The organism is Candidatus Borreliella tachyglossi, from assembly GCF_003076595.1.
Taxonomy (GTDB): domain Bacteria; phylum Spirochaetota; class Spirochaetia; order Borreliales; family Borreliaceae; genus Borrelia; species Borrelia tachyglossi.
This window is the reverse complement of the sequence record NZ_CP025786.1, coordinates 6,824-24,073: the sequence shown is the minus strand read 5'-3', so window position 1 is coordinate 24,073 and position 17,250 is coordinate 6,824. Positions and strand designations below refer to the sequence as shown.

The window sequence follows — 17,250 nt, the reverse complement described above, 5'->3', positions numbered from 1 at the left end:
TTAACCGAAGCCAAACTCAAAGCTGGACTTCGATTAACAACAGTTTAAAAGCATACAACGTAAAAGTTTATAACTCTTAATGATAGCTCTAATTTGCAAAAAAACAATAACTTTAGAAAATAAAAAGAATAATAATGTGCAGGTAATAATCACTTTAAGTAAGTATTAAACTGTTAAGATCAGGTGATTTTATACAAAAGGAATAGGTGAATAGGTAACTAAATGTCCTAAAGTCTTTTGGTTAGCTACTGATTGTAACTAACCAAAAGGTTCGAGTTTGTAACAATACCAACCGTGAAGCAGTCGCGGCTGATATTGTTACGGTATCAATTACATTACTTAAAAGATTAAATAGGTCTTTTTTGTTGATCAATCTTTGCCTGAGTTTATTTTTTATCTCACCAATTGGTTTTGGTGTATTTTTTACTACAGCTTTTGAATTCACTCCGTGTGCAAGCTTACAGCACGGTACAAGGATTAATAAAACTAAAATGATACTTATTCCGATCATTTACCTCTCCTGCAATATTGTGTGTATTTTAATAAATATAGTTTAAATTTTAGTAATAACAATAATTAGAGTAAGCAAATTCAGCCCTTTTAGGATAATTTTTAACATTTAAATTAATTAAAATTATTTTTTTATTCAAAATCTTAATCTTATTATTTCAATTTTACTTAATAATTAAAATTAATTTAATGAGATATATTGTTATATTGAAGGAGACATTAAGTTATGAACATGAATATTTTTAAGATTTTAATCTTATCATTAGTGTTTTTATATTTTGGTTGTAAGCGTAACAAAGATAACGATCTAGGCATAGTTGATGAATTTAGTAATGTTATGAGCTTTGATGTTGAGTCTAATTCTAATACAGATGAGGATTCAAATGAGGAGCGTACACTTGAGGGTTTAATTGCAGAGTTTGATCTCTCTATGGAGGAGCGGGGAGCGGTTGAATTTTTAAGAACTGCAATAACAAATCCTAGTATTGCAAAAGATAAAGTGGGTATAAAGACTTACACTGAGGAAGAGTTTTATGAATTCTTGGCGACGCTGGAAGTTGATAAAACCAGAGAAGCAATTGCTGATATAGTTATAACTCTTAAGGCACGAGATGATGCAAGGAATGCTATATATGACCTTGCCGATGATCATCCGCAGAGACAAAATTTTGAAAGTCAACTTGATGAGAAAGAACAGCAGTACTTAAGGGAACTTAAAATTGTTTGTAGCAGTGAAAATGGTTATGATGGAGCATATTTAGGTCTTAAAGCTAATAGAGATGCATTTATATTTAAATCTCTTAAAGGCCAGATAGATGATTCTGCGAATGCAAATTAAGTTTAGTTTAAGGCAACAGGGAGATGTTTCCTGCTGCCTTAGGACTAATATTTATCATTTAAATTCAAAACTTATTTTATTGAAAGATTTACTCTGACTAAATCTTTCCTTTTGTATGCAACATCCAATGTTTAGTCATTACAATTTATTTTTGACTTGTCTACATCTTTTATTGTCATTTCTATTGCTTGTTCTACTCTTGCTGTTCCTATTGATATCTCCGAGTTTTAGGTAAATTAGGAGTAGGCCTTCTAGAGACTGTACAACAATTTGATCAGGCAGGTGGAGCAATAATACACTTTTTTGTGTTTACATTGATTATAAAGCTTAGACTCTTCTGGCAAGCCTGAGGAGTCTAATGATAAAACATATTTCCTTTTTCTTTTAAAATATATGCTTCTAGTAAATACGGAAATTAAAAGAGTAGACATATAGATTATCTATAATGTATGCTCTTTTAATATCTCGCTACTATCTTGATTTTCTGTAAAGCAGTTTTGATTTGATTCTTTATTGCGTTTAGCAATTTGTTAAAAGCATTCACTCCTGCTTTTTTGACTTGTGCTATGTTTGATTGCACATTTCTTGATCTTCCTGCTGACCTAGATGCTGCCAGTTTGCCTCCTTTAATTAAAGAGAGTAGCGCTATTCCGCCAGCTACTGCAGCTACTTTTGCGCATGAACTTTCTGCTGAGCCTTTTTCTGCGTCTGTTTTTATTTTGGCTGCTGCAAGCTGTGCTGTGGTTGGGCTTTCTAGAGTATCTGCTCCTAAACCCACGACACTCTCTGGTGATGTTATTATTGTAGCTATTGTCTGCAATGCTTTAAGGGATATTTTAGATGCTGATTCGTAGCCACCTTTTAGTGCTCCATTGCCTGATAATATAAATCTGCTTAATATGTATGTATTCCCATCATCAGGTGTAGACTTTCCTAGAAATGCTATGCTGGCCTTTAAGTCTTTGCAAGACTTCATAGCTGAATCTGTTGCATTAAGTTTTCCAGTAGCTTGTGCAAGGGTTGCTGACAATCTTACCTGATCCTTGGGAATATGACTTTTATTCGGTGTGTTTCCCGCAGGTTTACTTAAATCGACGTCTACCAGCTTTGCACAATTAGCAAATGCTGGATGAGTGCCTCCGATAGCTTTGCTATCTGCATTACAACCAGTTATCATCATGACTGATAGAATGCTTATTATGTTGATACATGTCATTTTATGTTCTCCTATGGGTAAGGATACTTCATAACTTTTGGAGTAAAATGATAGGGGGGCATAAGCAAAGTATATTATGAGATTCTGTGTAAGACGACTTAAGTATTTAAATCATAAAAATAGACTGAGCGTATTGTATATAATGTTCAGGCTCAGTCTATTAATTTAATTCTAAATTTTAGGCATTTTTAACAAATTATTTTTTTAAGATGTATTTAGCATGAATGCTAGCTAGTGTAGAGTACAGTTTTGTAGATGAGTTAAAAAGTTCTACAAATTTAACCATAAATGTGTTAAAGCTATTTTCCATATTCTCTGGATCAAGGAGATGTAAAGTAGAAAAAAATGCGTCCACGTGTTGTGGAATCAGAGGTAAGAGTGTTTCCAAAGGTTCTTTGTATTCATGGTAATGTTTTTTAACTTCATCTAGTTCGTCATAAGTTAAAGTGGCAGCAGTTTCTTTTATATCAGCTAAAAGAAAACCTAGTGATTCAAGTTCACATATTAAATAACCAGCCTTATCGGCATTTTGATTTCTAAGTGTAGTTAAAAATTTAGATGCTTTGTTAAATAGATCCGTATGCTCAGCAGGCACCTTGATGTCCATATAACTTCTTGTAAGCATTAAAGATAATCCAAGTTTACCTAAGAAATCCTCTTCAGATAAAGATTTAAGATCCTCAATGTATTTTAAGCGATCTGTGCTTTTCTTAAAAGCATCAAAATTAGTCTCCCAATCCTTTACGCGCAATTCATTAGATTCGCTTGTATTAGCGAAAAGGTTTAATGAACATATTAATAATATAGATAATAAAATTATTTTTGATGTTAAATGAGTGTACATTTAAATTCTCCTTTTTATTGATTATATAATATTTATGTGAATTTATTAAATGAATAGAGCAATTTTTGTTAAAAATTGCAATTGAAGAGTAATATAGGCTCGGCGTTATTGTTGTTTTTAAACTTATGAAAGATAATATCAATATTTAAGAAATATGTTGCTTGTTCATCATTTTAACTCGTGTGTAGTCAAAAAATTATGTGTAGCATCGTAGGATTGTTGAAACAGTGGGGCTTAAAGTTGAAATTAATAGAGAGTATGTTATTTAAGCACACTTTCTATTAATTACTTAACTGCAAGTGTTTAGAGTTTCGATAGTCACCTTTTTGTCATAAAATATTGATTATAAAGTTTATACAGCCTAGAGTACAGCTTTGTAGATGAGTTGTAGTGTTCTGCAAATTTAATCATAAAGTTTTCAAAGCTATCTTGCAGGTATTTTAAATCAAGGAGATATATTGTAGAATAGAATTTATTTATCTGCTCTGTAACTAAAAGTGATATTTCTAACAGGAAATCTTTATATTCATGATAATAATACCTAACCTCATCGGATTCTTCATGAGACAACATAATCTCAAGCTCTTTTATGTCAGATAAAAGTAAGCTTAGTGCGTTAAGTTCATAGAGGATATATGCTGCCTTCTTAGGGTCAGTACTCTTTAGCTCAATTAAAAACTGTGATGATTTTCTCAGTAGATATTTATATTCATCAAGTATATCACTGTCCATATAGCTTTTTTTAATCATGAAGCATAATTTAAATTTTTCCAAAAAATCATCCTCAGATGCAGCTACAAGCTCTTTTATGTCTTCTCGAAAGTCTTTATTAGTAGCTTTTAATCTTTCAAAATTAACTCTCCAGTTAGTTACTTTGAAATAATTATGACTACTTGCTAGGGAGAAGAGGTATATTGGATGTAGCAATAGTACATATAAGGAAATTATTTTTAATATTAAATTTGTTATAGTCATTTATGTTCTCCTTTTATCAATTATACAAATTTTTGTGTAAATTCATGGGATAAAAGGGCGCAAAAGTAGATTACAAGAGGGATTAAGCAGTCTGTTGATAATCTTTAAGTATTGGAAAGCTTAAAACTCATTAAATTAATATTAAATTATAAGGAACTTAAGGTAAGAATTGAAAATGAGATCTTACCTTAAGTTAAGGCATTAATTAACAGGGATTCTAAATTTAGTATTAGCAGTAGTTAAGCCTGGATGTTTTGCTATGACGGCTTTCATAAATTCATTAAATAATTTACTGCTTAAAAGTATGTTGTAGGTAGTTTCTTTATTGTCATGTTTAATAGTTATTTCTGCTTTCATGGGAGTCCAGCTACCATCGTTATATAAAGTAGCAAAAGCAGATATTAATTCATCCCCACCAGTTGGTGATATTGAATTCAGTATTCCATAAGGATATATATTCTTGTAACCTTCTTCAGTAGATTTCTCTACCTCAGGAATACCTTGCATAAAACCACCCAAGACTCTTTTATTATTAAAGTCTAGGTTAGCGTGTTCTGTTAATTTAAATGATTTGACCTCGAATTTCTCATCCAAGCTTTCAAATAAGATTAAAGGCATCACGTAGCTATTGTATAAATCATTGTACTTAATAGGTGAGACGGAGTATGAATATCTAAGTTTGTCTTTAAGTTCAAGCAATATTTTTCTATCCTCATTCATAATATCCTTAGCTTTAATTTTCATCCAAGTGATTTCACACTTTTTCCAAAAGTATAAGCACACTAGATCTAAGCATTTTGATGTGCTACCTTCAAGTAAATCAAATCGAACCTCTTCTTGTTTATAAATTTTGGATGTAAGTGGTTGATTTCTTAATCCATTTATGTTCTGCCAGTCTTTGCCTGCCTGGGATATTACATTGTCACTAAAGTCAACTTGGTTATGTTGTAATGGTAGCATTGTATCAGGAGTATCAAAAATATCAGTATTTGCTAAATTACAGGCTGCAAACAAAGACAATAAAATAATAAGTTTAAGCATAGATATATCCTTTAAGTTAGTTTAAGGATACATTTTAGATCTAAAGAATGTATTTCCAAGATTTTTAAAATTTTCAATTTAAGCAAGTTTGTGTGTAAGATAGATATTAATAAAAAGCTTGAGTTAATAAATCTAAGTTTTTAACTATGTAAAAAAATGACTGTTACTTAGGTTTGCAATTCGTAAGGGTAGAAGATCGTATGCAGGTACCTTCAAGTAAGCTGTAGTAACATTAATGTAGCTATTATTGTTGATGAAATAAATCCATTATTTATTTCAACCCATTTTTTAATCAATTTGAATATATAGTTATTTGTAGATTAAAACCCCTATCTGTAATAAAATAGCGCTATTTGGATTTGTTAGTTGGTTTAAATATAGCGCTATTTATCCCCCGTGTTTTATCTAAATATAGCACTGTTTTATTGTATTCAATGATTTGTATCATTTTAGTAATGAATGTTACCTATGTCTTAAACTTTAAAAAAACTTATTTAATATTGAGTAGTTTTGTGATAACATTTAGCTATTAATTTTCATTAAGGAGAAATGGTTAATAAATTGGGAAGGCAGTTAGGATAACTTTAGAGTATAGGAAACATTCTTAATTTAAAGATGCACAGTTGGGGATTTATTGGTACTTTAAGTAATTAGCGCACTTTGAAATAATCATTTTAGTTGAAATATTGAAAGATAAATTTAGATTTAAGGGTGGACTTGTATGCATGATCATATAGCGGCGGCAGAAGAAATATTAGACAAAGAATACAAGGTTTTAGATAAAGGCTTCTTAAGGCTTATTGACTATATGGGAAGCGATGACCGGATAGTGAGTGCGGCTAGAGTTTCTTATAGGGATTGTAAGACAATGCGAAATAATGCGGGACTTATTGATTATCTTATAAGAAATGAGCATACAAGCCCGTTGGAACAGGTAGTTTTTACTTTTCATGTAAAAGCACCTATATTTGTTGCTAGGCAGTGGATGAGACACAGAACCTCACGGATCAATGAAGTCTCGGGGCGTTATAGTGTAATGAGGGAGGAGTTTTATAATCCTTTAAAGTGTGATGTTAAGAAGCAAGCTGCAACTAATAAACAGGGTCGTGGGGATGAGGATATTGATGCTAATGTTGTTGAGGCTTTACTTAAGGATTTAGATGAGAGTTATAAGCATTCTTATAATATTTATAAAAATATGATAGATAGCGATGTTTCACGAGAGATAGCAAGGATAGGCTTGCCTTTAAGTTTATACACTGAATGGTATTGGCAAATTGACCTTAATAATTTATTTCGTTTTGTGAAGCTTAGAATATCATCACATGCACAAAAAGAAATCAGAGATTATGTGAATGTAATATTGGGTATTGTAGAATTGGTGGTGCCTTTGGCTACTAGTAGTTTTAGGAAACATATTTTGGAGGGCGTCATACTCTCAAGGGAAGAAGTAGCTGCTTTAAGGGAGGCTTTAGATTTATCTAGGCTGAATTTATCTGGTAGCGAGCTTAAGAGATTTAAAATAAAACTTAATTTATCATAAAAATTTATAGTAAAACTAGAGGGTTAGATATATTTTAGTAGTTTATGCTTCAAAGACGGGTAATGTGGAGCGTTTTATTGTAAAAACTGGTCTGCAGAATGTGTTACGCATTGTATCAGGAGATGAGATTGTAGATGTGCCTTACATCTTACTTACTTACACTGCACCTTTTGGGAAGGTTCCTGTTGAGGTAGAGAAGTTTTTAGCGCGTAATTCGGCTTTGATGGTGGGTGTTGCTGGGAGTGGAAATAAAAATTGGGGTGATTCATTTTGTAATGCTGTTAATTTGATAAAACTTCAATATAATGTCAAAGAAATATTGAAGTTCGAGCTCGCGGGTAATACTTATGATGTTAATGATTTTTTAGAAAGGGTTGGTAATGAGGCATTTAGAATTAAATAATGAGATTATGGTTTTAAAGGATGGATTTTATCAATTAGAAAAAGATCTTGAGGCTTTAGATGTTTTTTTGGAAGAAATTGAGAACAGATCTTTGAAATTTGAAAATCCAAACGAGAGAATACGTTATTTAATAGATAATAATTTTTATGAGGATTTTTATAAAAGTTATTCTGAAGAGCAAATACTTGAGATATATGAACTTGTAAGGCTTGAGAATTTCTCTTTTAAATCTTATATGAGTGCTTCAAAGTTTTACCGCGACTATGCTTTAAAAATGAATGATGGTAAGACTTATTTAGAAACCTATGAGGATAGAATAATTGCTGTTAGTTTATCTATTGCCTGCGGGGACTTTGATTTTGCGAGATCACTTGCAGTGGAGATGATTAAGCAGCGGTATCAGCCTGCAACTCCTACATTTCTAAACTCGGGGAAGAAAGTTAGAGGCGAGCTTGTATCGTGCTTCTTGCTTGAGGTGGGAGATTCTTTAAATAGCATTACATTTAATATTTCATCAGCTATGCAACTTTCCAAGATTGGTGGTGGTGTTGCTTTAAATCTTTCAAATCTTAGAGCTAGAGGTGAGGAAATAAGAGGTATTTGTAATGTTGCAAAGGGTATTATTCCTGTTATGAAACTCTTAGAAGATGGATTTAGTTATGCAGATCAAATGGGTCAGAGGAAGGGTGCTGGGGCTGTATATTTGAACATTTTTCATTATGATATAGAAGATTTCCTAGACACAAAGAAAATAAATGCGGATGAGAAAAGTCGTATTCAAACATTATCATTGGGAGTTATTATTCCGGATAAATTTTTCGATATTGCAAAACGTGGAGAAAATTTTTATGCATTTGCACCCTATTCCCTTTACAAGGCAACTGGCAAATATATAAATGAGATTGATCTTGATGTTGAGTATGATTCTTTAGCAGGTAATCCAAATATTGTTAAAAAAGAACTCTCTGCGCGCGACATGTTGATTCGTATTGCTAAATTACAATTTGAATCTGGATATCCTTATATAATGTATTCTTCTGCATGTAATTTAAATAATCCGCTTAAAGGGCTTGGACGCGTTAAGATGTCTAATCTTTGTACAGAGATTTTTCAAATTCAGACACCATCCACTATTGGTGATTATGGGGATGAAGATCAGATAGGGTATGATATTAGTTGTATTTTGGGTTCTCTGAATATTGTAAATGTAGTTAATAGTAGTCTTGAGCATACGGTAGATACTGCGATGAGAGCGTTAACTGCTGTTGTAAATATTGCTGATATTCGTAATGCTCCAAGCATTAGGAAGGCAAATGATGAGTATCACTCTGTTGGTCTTGGTGCTATGAATTTACATGGGTTTTTAATTAAAAATAAAATTCCTTATGAGAGTGCAGAGGCTAGAGATTTTGTTCGTACCTTTTTTATGTTATTAAATTTTTATTCTCTAAAAAGTAGTATGAATATTGCAAAAGAGAAAGGCGAGACTTTTAGAGATTTTAAGAAAAGTGAATATTATAATGGGAATTATTTTAATATGTATTTGTGCGAAGATTTTGCTCCTCAAACAGATGCAGTAAAGGCAATATTTAAAGATTTACAAATTCCTGGCACTAGTGATTGGGCTGATTTAAAAGATGAGATTAGAGTACATGGACTTTATCATTCGTATCGATTGGCTGTAGCACCAACTCAGAGCATATCTTATATTCAGAATGCTACAACATCTCTTATGCCTATTGTTGAACCTGTTGAATCTAGAGTTTATGGTAATTCTACAACATATTATCCAATGCCATATTTAAGTCGTCAAACGGCTACTTTATATAAGTCAGCTTATTATATGGATATGACGAAATTAATTGATTTAATCAGTGAGGCTCAGCGACATGTGGATCAGGGAATTAGCACCCTTCTTTATGTTACAAATGAGACTAGCACCCGAGAGCTTGTAAGACTTTATATTTATGCTAAAAATAAAGGCCTTAAGAGTTTATATTATACAAGGAATAAAAATCTATCTGTGGATGAATGTATTCTTTGTGCAATATAGGAGGTATTTATGAGTAATAGGGAGGCTATTAATTGGAATAGGTTAAATAATGGGTTTACTAAAATGTTTTGGGATCAAAATGTACGGCAATTTTGGGTGGATGAAGAGATTCCACTATCTGATGATAAGCTGGTTTGGGGAACGCTTTCACCAGAAGAGAGGGATGTTTATGAGAAGGTTTTAGGGGGACTTACTTTACTTGATACTGAGCAGGGATCTGTTGGTATGCCGAAGATAGCTTTGGCTATAGACAACTTGGATTACAAGCCAGTTCTTGGATTTATGGGTGCTATGGAGCATATGCATGCAAAAAGCTATAGTAGCATATTCTCAAGTTTATCTAATATAGACCGTATAGATAATATATTTGCTTGGGTTAAAAATTATAGGAATTTTCAAGATAAGTTAGATTTAATTTTAGGTCGGTATAATAATATTCATGACAGAATGAGTTTATATAAGGCTTTGTGTACTTCTGTGTTTCTTGAAACGTTTTTGTTTTACTCTGGATTTTTCTATCCGCTTTATCTTGCCGGTCAAGGTAAGATGATAAATAGTGGTGAGATTATTAATTTAATATTGAGAGATGAATCGGTGCATGGCGTATTTGTGGGTCTTCTGGCACAGGAAGAACTTGGAAAGATGACCGTGCGAGAGCAAGAATTTGCACGCAAAGAGACTATCTTTATTTTAGAAAAACTTTATGATCTGGAGCGAGTGTATACTAAGGAGTTGTATTCTTCTATTGGCCTTGAGGTGCCAGTTGATATTTTTGTTCGTTATAATGCTGATAAGGCTTTGATGAACTTGGGGTTTGATCCTATGTTTAATATTAGGGATGTTGATGTTAATCCTTTAGTTTTAAATGGGCTTAGAACTCACACGAAAACGCATGATTTTTTCTCTACTAAGGGTAATGGATATATAAAACCTATGAGGGTTGAAACTTTACAAGACGATGATTTTGCATAAAAATATGATTTATTAATCAATTTTATTGATTTTTTAAAATTTAATAATAATAATTTAGTGTAGGTATATTACTAAATAAGATATTACGTATCTATATTTGAGTTCTCATGAATATACCCTCTCTATGGGATGCACGTAGCTGAGAATTGATTGTCTGGTGATGATCTTGTTTTCTATTGCGTGCATTCTTTTATTTTGTATCTGTGTTAGCAAAAGTACTTATTGCGTCTATTGTTTTTTAAAATAAACGGTATAACATTTACTTGGATTTTACAACGATTTTAAAGTAAGGTTAGATATTTGGAGAGGAAGCAATATAAGGTAATCGTGTTTGTAGCTGTGCGATTACCTTGTTGCTTGTAGTGGACTACATTTAAATGTATGAGATACAAGCCCAGTTAGTGTTCCTCATATAAATATTTGACAATATGAATAAATAGTGGCGAATTACGGAAATCCAAACTCTGATTTGTGAATAGTAACGTTACTATTAAGGGAGGACACAGTGGATAAAATTTTTAATAGTCATATTGACTTTGGGTCACAGGTTAATTGGGATAAAAACCAAATAGAACTGGAGACGCATTCAATTACACTTAAGTTCATAAAGCCTTTCAATAAACATTTTGATTTAGAGGTAAAGAATGACTATAAGCAAGCTAGACAGCTGGAGGAAAATGTTTTCCGATTAAGCCAAGAGATAGCCAACTTGGAGCGTAAGGATGCTATAAGAGTGGATAAATAACTTGGTAGAGTAATTGATACATTGGCAGAAGTTGAGAAACAAATTGTTAATCAAGAGATGCATTTGTGTCCGGGTACCTTTACTACAATGAAGTCTGCGCTTGAGAATAAGTAATAAAACTTTAAAAGTTTGGATCAACATTAAATTTATCAAAGATTTGCGTATTAAATTATTAGAATAACTTAAAGGAGAGGGAAGTGAGAATAATTATGATTATTGTTATAGCTTTATTTTGCTTAAATTTAAGTACATTTGCTTATAACATTAGAAGAGGTGACAAAATAAGAATAGAACTTATAATTGTTAAATTTAAAGGAGATGATATCTTTATTAATGGAAAAAAATTAGAGAATACTAGGGATTATAATTTGTCAAAGATGGTTGAAAATTTTATCGATAAAGTTGGACCAGAAAATATATTAAACGTAGAGCATAATGTTACAAGCTCTATTTTAACTGTTCTTATAGTATATAAATTGCCAATATCGTAAGTTTAAAACAATATTTAAAAGCCTTAATTTTTTAAAATTAAGGCTTAAACAGGATGATTTGTCTGGGCATTAATCATGTGGGTATTACAGTGTTTGTGAGGTATGTTTACTGCAAGGAGAGCGTGAAAATGAGATACATTAATATAATAAGCATTCTGCTAGTCACGATGATAGTAAGTTGTAAGGCGTATGATGCTATTGGTGATGCAATTGCTGAGATTCAATCAGCTCAGAAGAGTGCAGAATCTATAGCAGAGGACATTGGTGAGATTACAGGATTAAGCGTAGATGAAGTTAAGGCTTTAAGTCCAGAGGAGCTTGCAAATATTGTAGAGAAATCTTCGGGTAAGGCTCAAAAAGAGGCTCAGGGTTGGTTTGATGAGAGGGAAAAGAGAAAGAATGATCGACGCGGTTGGCAAGTATTAGGAGTATGGGAGGTTTCAGACCTTATTAAAGACATTAAAGGTTTAACAGAAAAGTTTGGAACAGCATTTAAGGCATTATTAGGTGAAGGGTACGGTGATCCTGAAAATATAGTAAAGAAAAAAATAGATGATGCAGTAAAATATATGACTTTACTAGATAAGTTGGTAGGCATAGTAACTACGCGGGATGATAATGCAGCTATGGAAAAGTTACTAAAAGAGTTTGGGGAATCTAATCCAAGTTTTGATACAGGCATACAGGAAAGATGGAAAGCAGATGGGAGGTTTCAAAAGGGCGGAGGCCAAAATGATAAACACCATATTGATGCTAAGAAATGTGTGAAGGGTCTTATGGGAGATGTGGAAACCCTTTTCTCTGGCATTAAAGAGAAGTTGGACAAACAACCTGCAGATGCTAAGTATAAGGTAGCTTTAGATTCGCTAAAGAATTCAGCTAAGTCTATAAGCACTTCATCGGGATTAATTAAGTCATCTTTTACATTAAGAAGCTATTGACATTAACAAGTTATTTTGAGTAATATTAAGTGGTATGTTGAAGTATACCTTGGGGATACGTCAACATACCTTGCTTTTTAAAATATGTTTAAGTATCTTTGCGTTTAAGAACCATTTATCGATATTGTTTCTAAAGTTATTGTGTTTAACATCATCAATGATATTTTTTGTCTTTAAAATCCTTTCATATAATTGCTGGCATTATTTAAGTGAACAGTGTTTTTGTAAATATTTATAACTATACTGTAAAAGTAGACTAGTGTCGCATTTAAGAATGATCTAATATCTTAGTTTATTTGTAAGCTAAACGTATTAGCATGAGTAGTACTTAGTGTGGATAACTTCTCTTTTTAAAGTATAATTAATTTGGCGAGATAGTTTATAACCGAGCCAGTAGTAGATATTCCAAGTATCACACACCTTTCTTTATCATCCATCTCTGTTATGTATTTAAACTTTTGTGATTTCAATTTAAATACTTTGTGCCCAAGAGCTGTAAACCTAGAACTTGCTATGTCTAAATAATAAGAATGTTCTCAAAATGTTGAGAACAAAAGAAAAAAGGTTTAAAAATACAAAGTGTAGTAAATATCATAATGCAATAAATGTACAATACAAAGGTGTAATTATATCATCAACAAGACTTGTAAATATTTCTTAAGGGGGCTGTAATCGAAGTACTGCAGGCACGATTTTTAAGCTAATATACTTAATAATTACCTGTAAGCTTTAGGTGAGGGGATTTGTATTGTAGTCCTAAAGCGTTTATACTGCAGTGAATCTAGTCGTCAAATAAAGAATAACATCACAATGGGATAATATGATATAATGGTATAATTCATTTGCATGAAAAGTTGAAAGGGTAGCGTAAATGCCATATACTTTTCACTAATGTTTTGATCCTTTGGAGTTTAAAGTGATGAGGACTAAACTATTTTGTCTTATTATATCATTTTTTATAGTCTCTTGTAGCAACGGTAATATTAATGTTGGTTCAATCATGGGCTCTAATAAGGATTTAGATAATAAACTTAGTAACGATGTTCCTGAGGCTAAGGTGGATTTGGATAAAGCTACCTCTAGTGGCGACTTTAAAAAGGTAGACAAGAAGGCTTCTTTGACTAAGGAGGTCTCTGGGACAGAAAAAATTGCGACTAGTGTTGTTCCTGAGGCTAATGTTGATTTTGAGCGTAGTGATGATGGGTTTATTACTCCTTTGGTAGAGACAGTCTCAGTTAATGATGAGGGTGATACTTTAGTAGCAATAAAAGAGGAGGATAGTCTAAGGAGTGGCGATGATGATTCTTTAAAGGTTGAGGAGAAGATTAGTCTCGATTGGCTTAAGGGGTTAGATGAAGCGCACACAACAACATTAGAATATTTCAAAGCTGTGTTACAAGATGCACGCTATAAGACAAGACTTGGCGGGATTCATATGGATAGATATGAAGATGATCCTGACAAGTATGCTTACAATGAGGATGATTTTCTTGGGTTTTTATCAAGCATAGGCGAGGTTGAGACAAAAGATATGCTTACTGAGATAAAGGGTGCCAGAGAATTAGTTGATAAATATAGTGGCGTGGGTGATAAGGAAGATGTTCAGTATGATTTGGAATCGGACTTATCATACGCATTTTATCAAACAAAGGTTTACCATAAAAAACAGTATGGTGAGATTTTAAGTGAAATTAAAACTTTTTGTAAATCTTTTATGAAAAATATTAATAATGAGTTGCTCTTAATGAATACTCAAGGCGTTAATGCAGAAGCTGAACTTAGTTGGTATGAAAAGTTTAAAGAACACTTGACTGATAAAGAAAGGTATGTATTAAAGCTTTGTGAGATCCTTTTAAGGGATCAAAACATGTCCTTAGAGGAGATGAATGATGGATTTATGGTATTAGGGAAATCATTAACACAAAAGACCTTAGCAAGGTTGGATGAACTTATAACAAGTTCAGTCATTGGCAATGTTGGAAGCGATTACTTACATAAAAAGATGACTGATGAGGATATTTTAAACGATTTAGAATCTTTAAGTGATCATGAAAAGAAAAGATTACAGAAGCTTAATACCAATCTGTCTAAAGTTTTTAAGCATATCTCAAGTATTAATTTGAATCCAAACAACACATACCAAATTCTTGATTTGAATCCAAATAACATATATCAAACTATTGAAAGTTTAATAAAGGAAGCAATAGAGGACTTTCATCTAAATAGTTACAAGTAAAGTATACACAAAGCAAGCTTAACTCTAAGCTTAAAAATAAGTATATAAATCATTTTTTTAATTTAGACCTATGCGATTTAGTTAGTTTATTGCAGAGCTACTTCAGGGTAACTTGTAGAGAAAATAAGACGTAAATTCAATCATATTGAGCAAAGATTTTAATTATTAAAGCTGTACTTACAAATTAGAGGGTAGGGAAAATATTTTAAGTATTAAATTAGATTGAATATTGTTTTATATTAATATTGCTTTATATTTATTTGAAGGTTAAATGATGAAAATAAAAATACATTTTTATTTTTAAGTAGAGAGGAAGAAGCTATGAGAAAAAACAGTATGTTTAATTTAATATTATTGTTGTCAATGGCTTGTGTGTCATGTCAAAATCCATTTGGATTCTCTGACAGGGGGTACATAAATGATGTAATTGGCAATAAAAAAATGGGTAATGATCTAGCTATCAAGAGAGTTGCTAATGGTATTGGCAATAGTAACAGAGAAAATAATTCTGATATTGCAGATGGTGAGATAGGGATAGGTGATGGTGTTGCAAAGGAAGATGGGATTGTAGGTGCGAATGATAATCAGGATCGAATTGGTTTTGATGTTGTTGATAACCAGAGAAAGGAACCTGCAGTAGCGATACAACGTGTTGTTAAATTAACAAAAGAAGATATTAATAAACTTGAAACTTTTGTTAAAAATACTAGTGAGTATAGCCTATCTTTAATAACTATTTATAATGATAATGTTGGATTTTATAATGATATTAAAGTGTATTCTGGATGTAGCGATACAGATGGGAGTGGGTGCAATAGTAAGGAACAATCTGAGGCTCGTAATAAGGCTGTTTCTAAGCTAAGTGAGCAAAAGCTTGCTGATGATTTTAAAAAGCTTGCTGGTACCATAAAGAGTTATGATGCACAGGACTTAAAGAATAAGATTCATGCTTTCAGTGAAGCTATCAAGACTGCTTCTAGTTCGGCTGATGCTACTAAGCCTGAGGATAAGCAAAAGGATAAGGGTCTTATGTCAAAAGCTATTCGTGATGCTCGATTGGCGGGTAAGGCTTATTCTGATATTATGGATAGCGCTATTAAAACTTATATTGATGCCTTGGCTGCAGTTACTACTTCTTCTAGTGAATTTAATACTGCCGTTGACAAGTTTGTTGAAGTTGCTAGACCTTTTGCTACTAAATATAATGTTGTAGCTATTAGTGCTATTGATTATGCTATTGAAGCTATTGTTTTGCAAAAAGATGTTAATGGGGCTACTGACCATGCTAAAATATTTGTAGACGAAACAGGACAAGCATTCTCTTATGCTATTGAGGCATTAAATGTTGCTTATAAGGCAGCTATTAAAACATTAGAAAAATAATCAAGCAGTACATATTATATAAAGAGATTTTATTTAAAGAATAGGGATGACTGACTTTTTAAAAGACAGCATCTCATTTTTAATTTTAGAGTTAATTCTAATTTATATTAGTATTGATTAAAATTAAATATTATAGCATAATATTTAAAGAGAAGTTTAATTTTTTTTAAAAAAAAGGAAGAAATTGTGAGAAAAAACAATGTGAGTCTTATTTTAATATTATTAGTATCAATGTTTGTTTCATGTCAAAACTCAGCTGGCGAGGGAAGCCATCTTAGGGGTAATGATGGAATTCTTCTTAATAATAACCTAACAAAAAAAGATATGAATAAACTTAAAGATTTTGTTAAAAAGTCTAGTGAATATGCAAATACGCTAGTTTCTATTTACAATAGGTATATTTCAGCTTCCAATGATGTTAAAACTTATTCTGGATGTAGCAAGGATAAGATGTCTTCATGTGATTCGGAGGAACCTTCTAAGATTCGTATTGCGGGTGTTGCCAAGCTAAATGATCCAGAGCTTGTTAAGGGATTTAAAAAGCTTGCTGATCTCATAAGAGGTGCTAATAGTCAAACTTTGGATAATGCAATTAAACACTTTGAGGAAGATGTCAAAGCTGCTTTAAACAAGACTGGGACTGATCATCCGGTTGGTATTGGAGGAGAAATTGCTAGAAAGGCTGCTGATTCTTACCTTAAGGTTATAGATGTTGCTATTGAAGCTTATATTGATGCCTTGGCTACAGTTACTACTTCTTCTAGCGAATTTAATACTGCTGTTGGTAAGTTTGCTGAAGCTGCTAGACGCCTTGCTGATAAAAATGGTGTTGCATCCGTTGGTGCTATTGACTATGCTATTGGAGCTATTATTTTGCAAAAAGATGTTAATAAGGCTACTGAATATGCTGAAAAATTTGGAGATGAAACAGGACAAGCATTCTCTTACGCTATTAAAGCATTAAATGCTACTTATAGGGGAGATACTAAGTAATTATAATAATCAAAGTATCAATACATATTATATAAAGATATTTTATTTAAAGAAATAGGGATGACT

The 17,250-nt window shown here is 32.1% G+C and carries 16 protein-coding genes; 11 read left to right on the top strand and 5 right to left on the bottom strand.

Annotation, left to right across the window (positions count from 1 at the left end; genetic code table 11):
- Nucleotides 1–241 precede the first annotated feature (241 nt).
- Nucleotides 242–511: a hypothetical protein gene (locus tag CR532_RS04565; protein WP_108729667.1), complete on the bottom strand. Its 270-nt coding sequence runs from the start codon at nt 509–511 to the stop codon at nt 242–244.
- A gap of 225 nt (nt 512–736) precedes the next feature.
- Here CR532_RS04565 and CR532_RS04560 point away from each other — a divergent pair, with 225 nt between their 5' ends.
- Nucleotides 737–1,348 (top strand): BTA121 domain-containing protein surface lipoprotein, encoded by a 612-nt coding sequence (locus CR532_RS04560; RefSeq protein WP_108729666.1) that lies wholly within the window; start codon nt 737–739, stop codon nt 1,346–1,348.
- Between the two features lie 457 nt (nt 1,349–1,805).
- Here CR532_RS04560 and CR532_RS04555 read toward each other — a convergent pair whose 3' ends face one another.
- The 4 genes from CR532_RS04555 to CR532_RS04540 form a co-directional block, all read right to left on the bottom strand.
- On the bottom strand, nt 1,806–2,564 hold the full coding sequence (locus CR532_RS04555; protein WP_108729665.1) for a variable large family protein: 759 nt from the start codon (nt 2,562–2,564) through the stop codon (nt 1,806–1,808).
- A 196-nt stretch (nt 2,565–2,760) separates the two neighbouring features.
- Entirely contained in the window at nt 2,761–3,408 is a 648-nt protein-coding gene (locus CR532_RS04550) for a hypothetical protein (RefSeq protein WP_108729664.1), read from the bottom strand.
- A gap of 318 nt (nt 3,409–3,726) precedes the next feature.
- Complete coding sequence (locus tag CR532_RS04545; RefSeq protein WP_108729663.1) at nt 3,727–4,383, bottom strand: hypothetical protein; 657 nt, start codon at nt 4,381–4,383, stop codon at nt 3,727–3,729.
- 201 nt (nt 4,384–4,584) lie between these two features.
- Nucleotides 4,585–5,424 carry a S2/P23 family protein gene (locus tag CR532_RS04540; protein WP_108729662.1) on the bottom strand — a complete coding sequence of 280 codons (840 nt, stop codon included), beginning with the start codon at nt 5,422–5,424 and terminating at the stop codon, nt 4,585–4,587.
- 721 nt (nt 5,425–6,145) lie between these two features.
- Here CR532_RS04540 and thyX point away from each other — a divergent pair.
- From thyX to CR532_RS04490, 10 genes are all read left to right on the top strand, one after another.
- On the top strand, nt 6,146–6,967 hold the full coding sequence (gene thyX / locus CR532_RS04535; protein ID WP_108729661.1) for an FAD-dependent thymidylate synthase: 822 nt from the start codon (nt 6,146–6,148) through the stop codon (nt 6,965–6,967).
- Between the two features lie 31 nt (nt 6,968–6,998).
- Entirely contained in the window at nt 6,999–7,370 is a 372-nt protein-coding gene (gene nrdI / locus CR532_RS04530; protein WP_108729660.1) for a class Ib ribonucleoside-diphosphate reductase assembly flavoprotein NrdI, read from the top strand.
- Nucleotides 7,348–9,423, top strand: a complete 2,076-nt coding sequence (gene nrdE / locus CR532_RS04525; RefSeq protein ID WP_108729659.1) for a class 1b ribonucleoside-diphosphate reductase subunit alpha — start codon at nt 7,348–7,350, stop codon at nt 9,421–9,423. The genes nrdI and nrdE overlap by 23 nt, the downstream gene beginning before the upstream one ends.
- 9 nt (nt 9,424–9,432) lie before the next feature.
- Nucleotides 9,433–10,395, top strand: coding sequence for a class 1b ribonucleoside-diphosphate reductase subunit beta (gene nrdF, locus CR532_RS04520; RefSeq protein WP_108729658.1), 963 nt, complete (start codon nt 9,433–9,435; stop codon nt 10,393–10,395).
- 505 nt (nt 10,396–10,900) lie between these two features.
- Nucleotides 10,901–11,140 (top strand): hypothetical protein, encoded by a 240-nt coding sequence (locus CR532_RS04515; protein ID WP_108729657.1) that lies wholly within the window; start codon nt 10,901–10,903, stop codon nt 11,138–11,140.
- Nucleotides 11,141–11,337: 197 nt separating this feature from the next.
- Nucleotides 11,338–11,631, top strand: coding sequence for a hypothetical protein (locus tag CR532_RS04510; protein ID WP_108729656.1), 294 nt, complete (start codon nt 11,338–11,340; stop codon nt 11,629–11,631).
- Between the two features lie 128 nt (nt 11,632–11,759).
- Entirely contained in the window at nt 11,760–12,572 is an 813-nt protein-coding gene (locus tag CR532_RS04505) for a hypothetical protein (RefSeq protein WP_108729655.1), read from the top strand.
- 919 nt (nt 12,573–13,491) lie between these two features.
- A complete protein-coding gene (locus CR532_RS04500) occupies nt 13,492–14,808 on the top strand; it encodes a hypothetical protein (protein ID WP_108729654.1) in 1,317 nt (438 codons plus the stop codon).
- A 321-nt stretch (nt 14,809–15,129) separates the two neighbouring features.
- Nucleotides 15,130–16,191, top strand: a complete 1,062-nt coding sequence (locus CR532_RS04495) for a hypothetical protein (RefSeq protein ID WP_108729653.1) — start codon at nt 15,130–15,132, stop codon at nt 16,189–16,191.
- Nucleotides 16,192–16,377: 186 nt separating this feature from the next.
- Nucleotides 16,378–17,184 carry a hypothetical protein gene (locus tag CR532_RS04490; RefSeq protein WP_108729652.1) on the top strand — a complete coding sequence of 269 codons (807 nt, stop codon included), beginning with the start codon at nt 16,378–16,380 and terminating at the stop codon, nt 17,182–17,184.
- The last annotated feature ends 66 nt before the right edge of the window (nt 17,185–17,250 follow it).

Excerpts from the sequence above, each read along its gene's own strand:
- CR532_RS04565 (WP_108729667.1), bottom strand. The coding sequence starts at position 511 with ATGATCGGAATAAGTATCATTTTAGTTTTATTAATCCTTGTACCGTGC.
- CR532_RS04560 (WP_108729666.1), top strand. The coding sequence starts at position 737 with ATGAACATGAATATTTTTAAGATTTTAATCTTATCATTAGTGTTTTTA.
- CR532_RS04555 (WP_108729665.1), bottom strand. The coding sequence starts at position 2,564 with ATGACATGTATCAACATAATAAGCATTCTATCAGTCATGATGATAACT.
- CR532_RS04550 (WP_108729664.1), bottom strand. The coding sequence starts at position 3,408 with ATGTACACTCATTTAACATCAAAAATAATTTTATTATCTATATTATTA.
- CR532_RS04545 (WP_108729663.1), bottom strand. The coding sequence starts at position 4,383 with ATGACTATAACAAATTTAATATTAAAAATAATTTCCTTATATGTACTA.
- CR532_RS04540 (WP_108729662.1), bottom strand. The coding sequence starts at position 5,424 with ATGCTTAAACTTATTATTTTATTGTCTTTGTTTGCAGCCTGTAATTTA.
- thyX (WP_108729661.1), top strand. The coding sequence starts at position 6,146 with ATGCATGATCATATAGCGGCGGCAGAAGAAATATTAGACAAAGAATAC.
- nrdE (WP_108729659.1), top strand. The coding sequence starts at position 7,348 with ATGAGGCATTTAGAATTAAATAATGAGATTATGGTTTTAAAGGATGGA.
- nrdF (WP_108729658.1), top strand. The coding sequence starts at position 9,433 with ATGAGTAATAGGGAGGCTATTAATTGGAATAGGTTAAATAATGGGTTT.
- CR532_RS04505 (WP_108729655.1), top strand. The coding sequence starts at position 11,760 with ATGAGATACATTAATATAATAAGCATTCTGCTAGTCACGATGATAGTA.
- CR532_RS04500 (WP_108729654.1), top strand. The coding sequence starts at position 13,492 with ATGAGGACTAAACTATTTTGTCTTATTATATCATTTTTTATAGTCTCT.
- CR532_RS04495 (WP_108729653.1), top strand. The coding sequence starts at position 15,130 with ATGAGAAAAAACAGTATGTTTAATTTAATATTATTGTTGTCAATGGCT.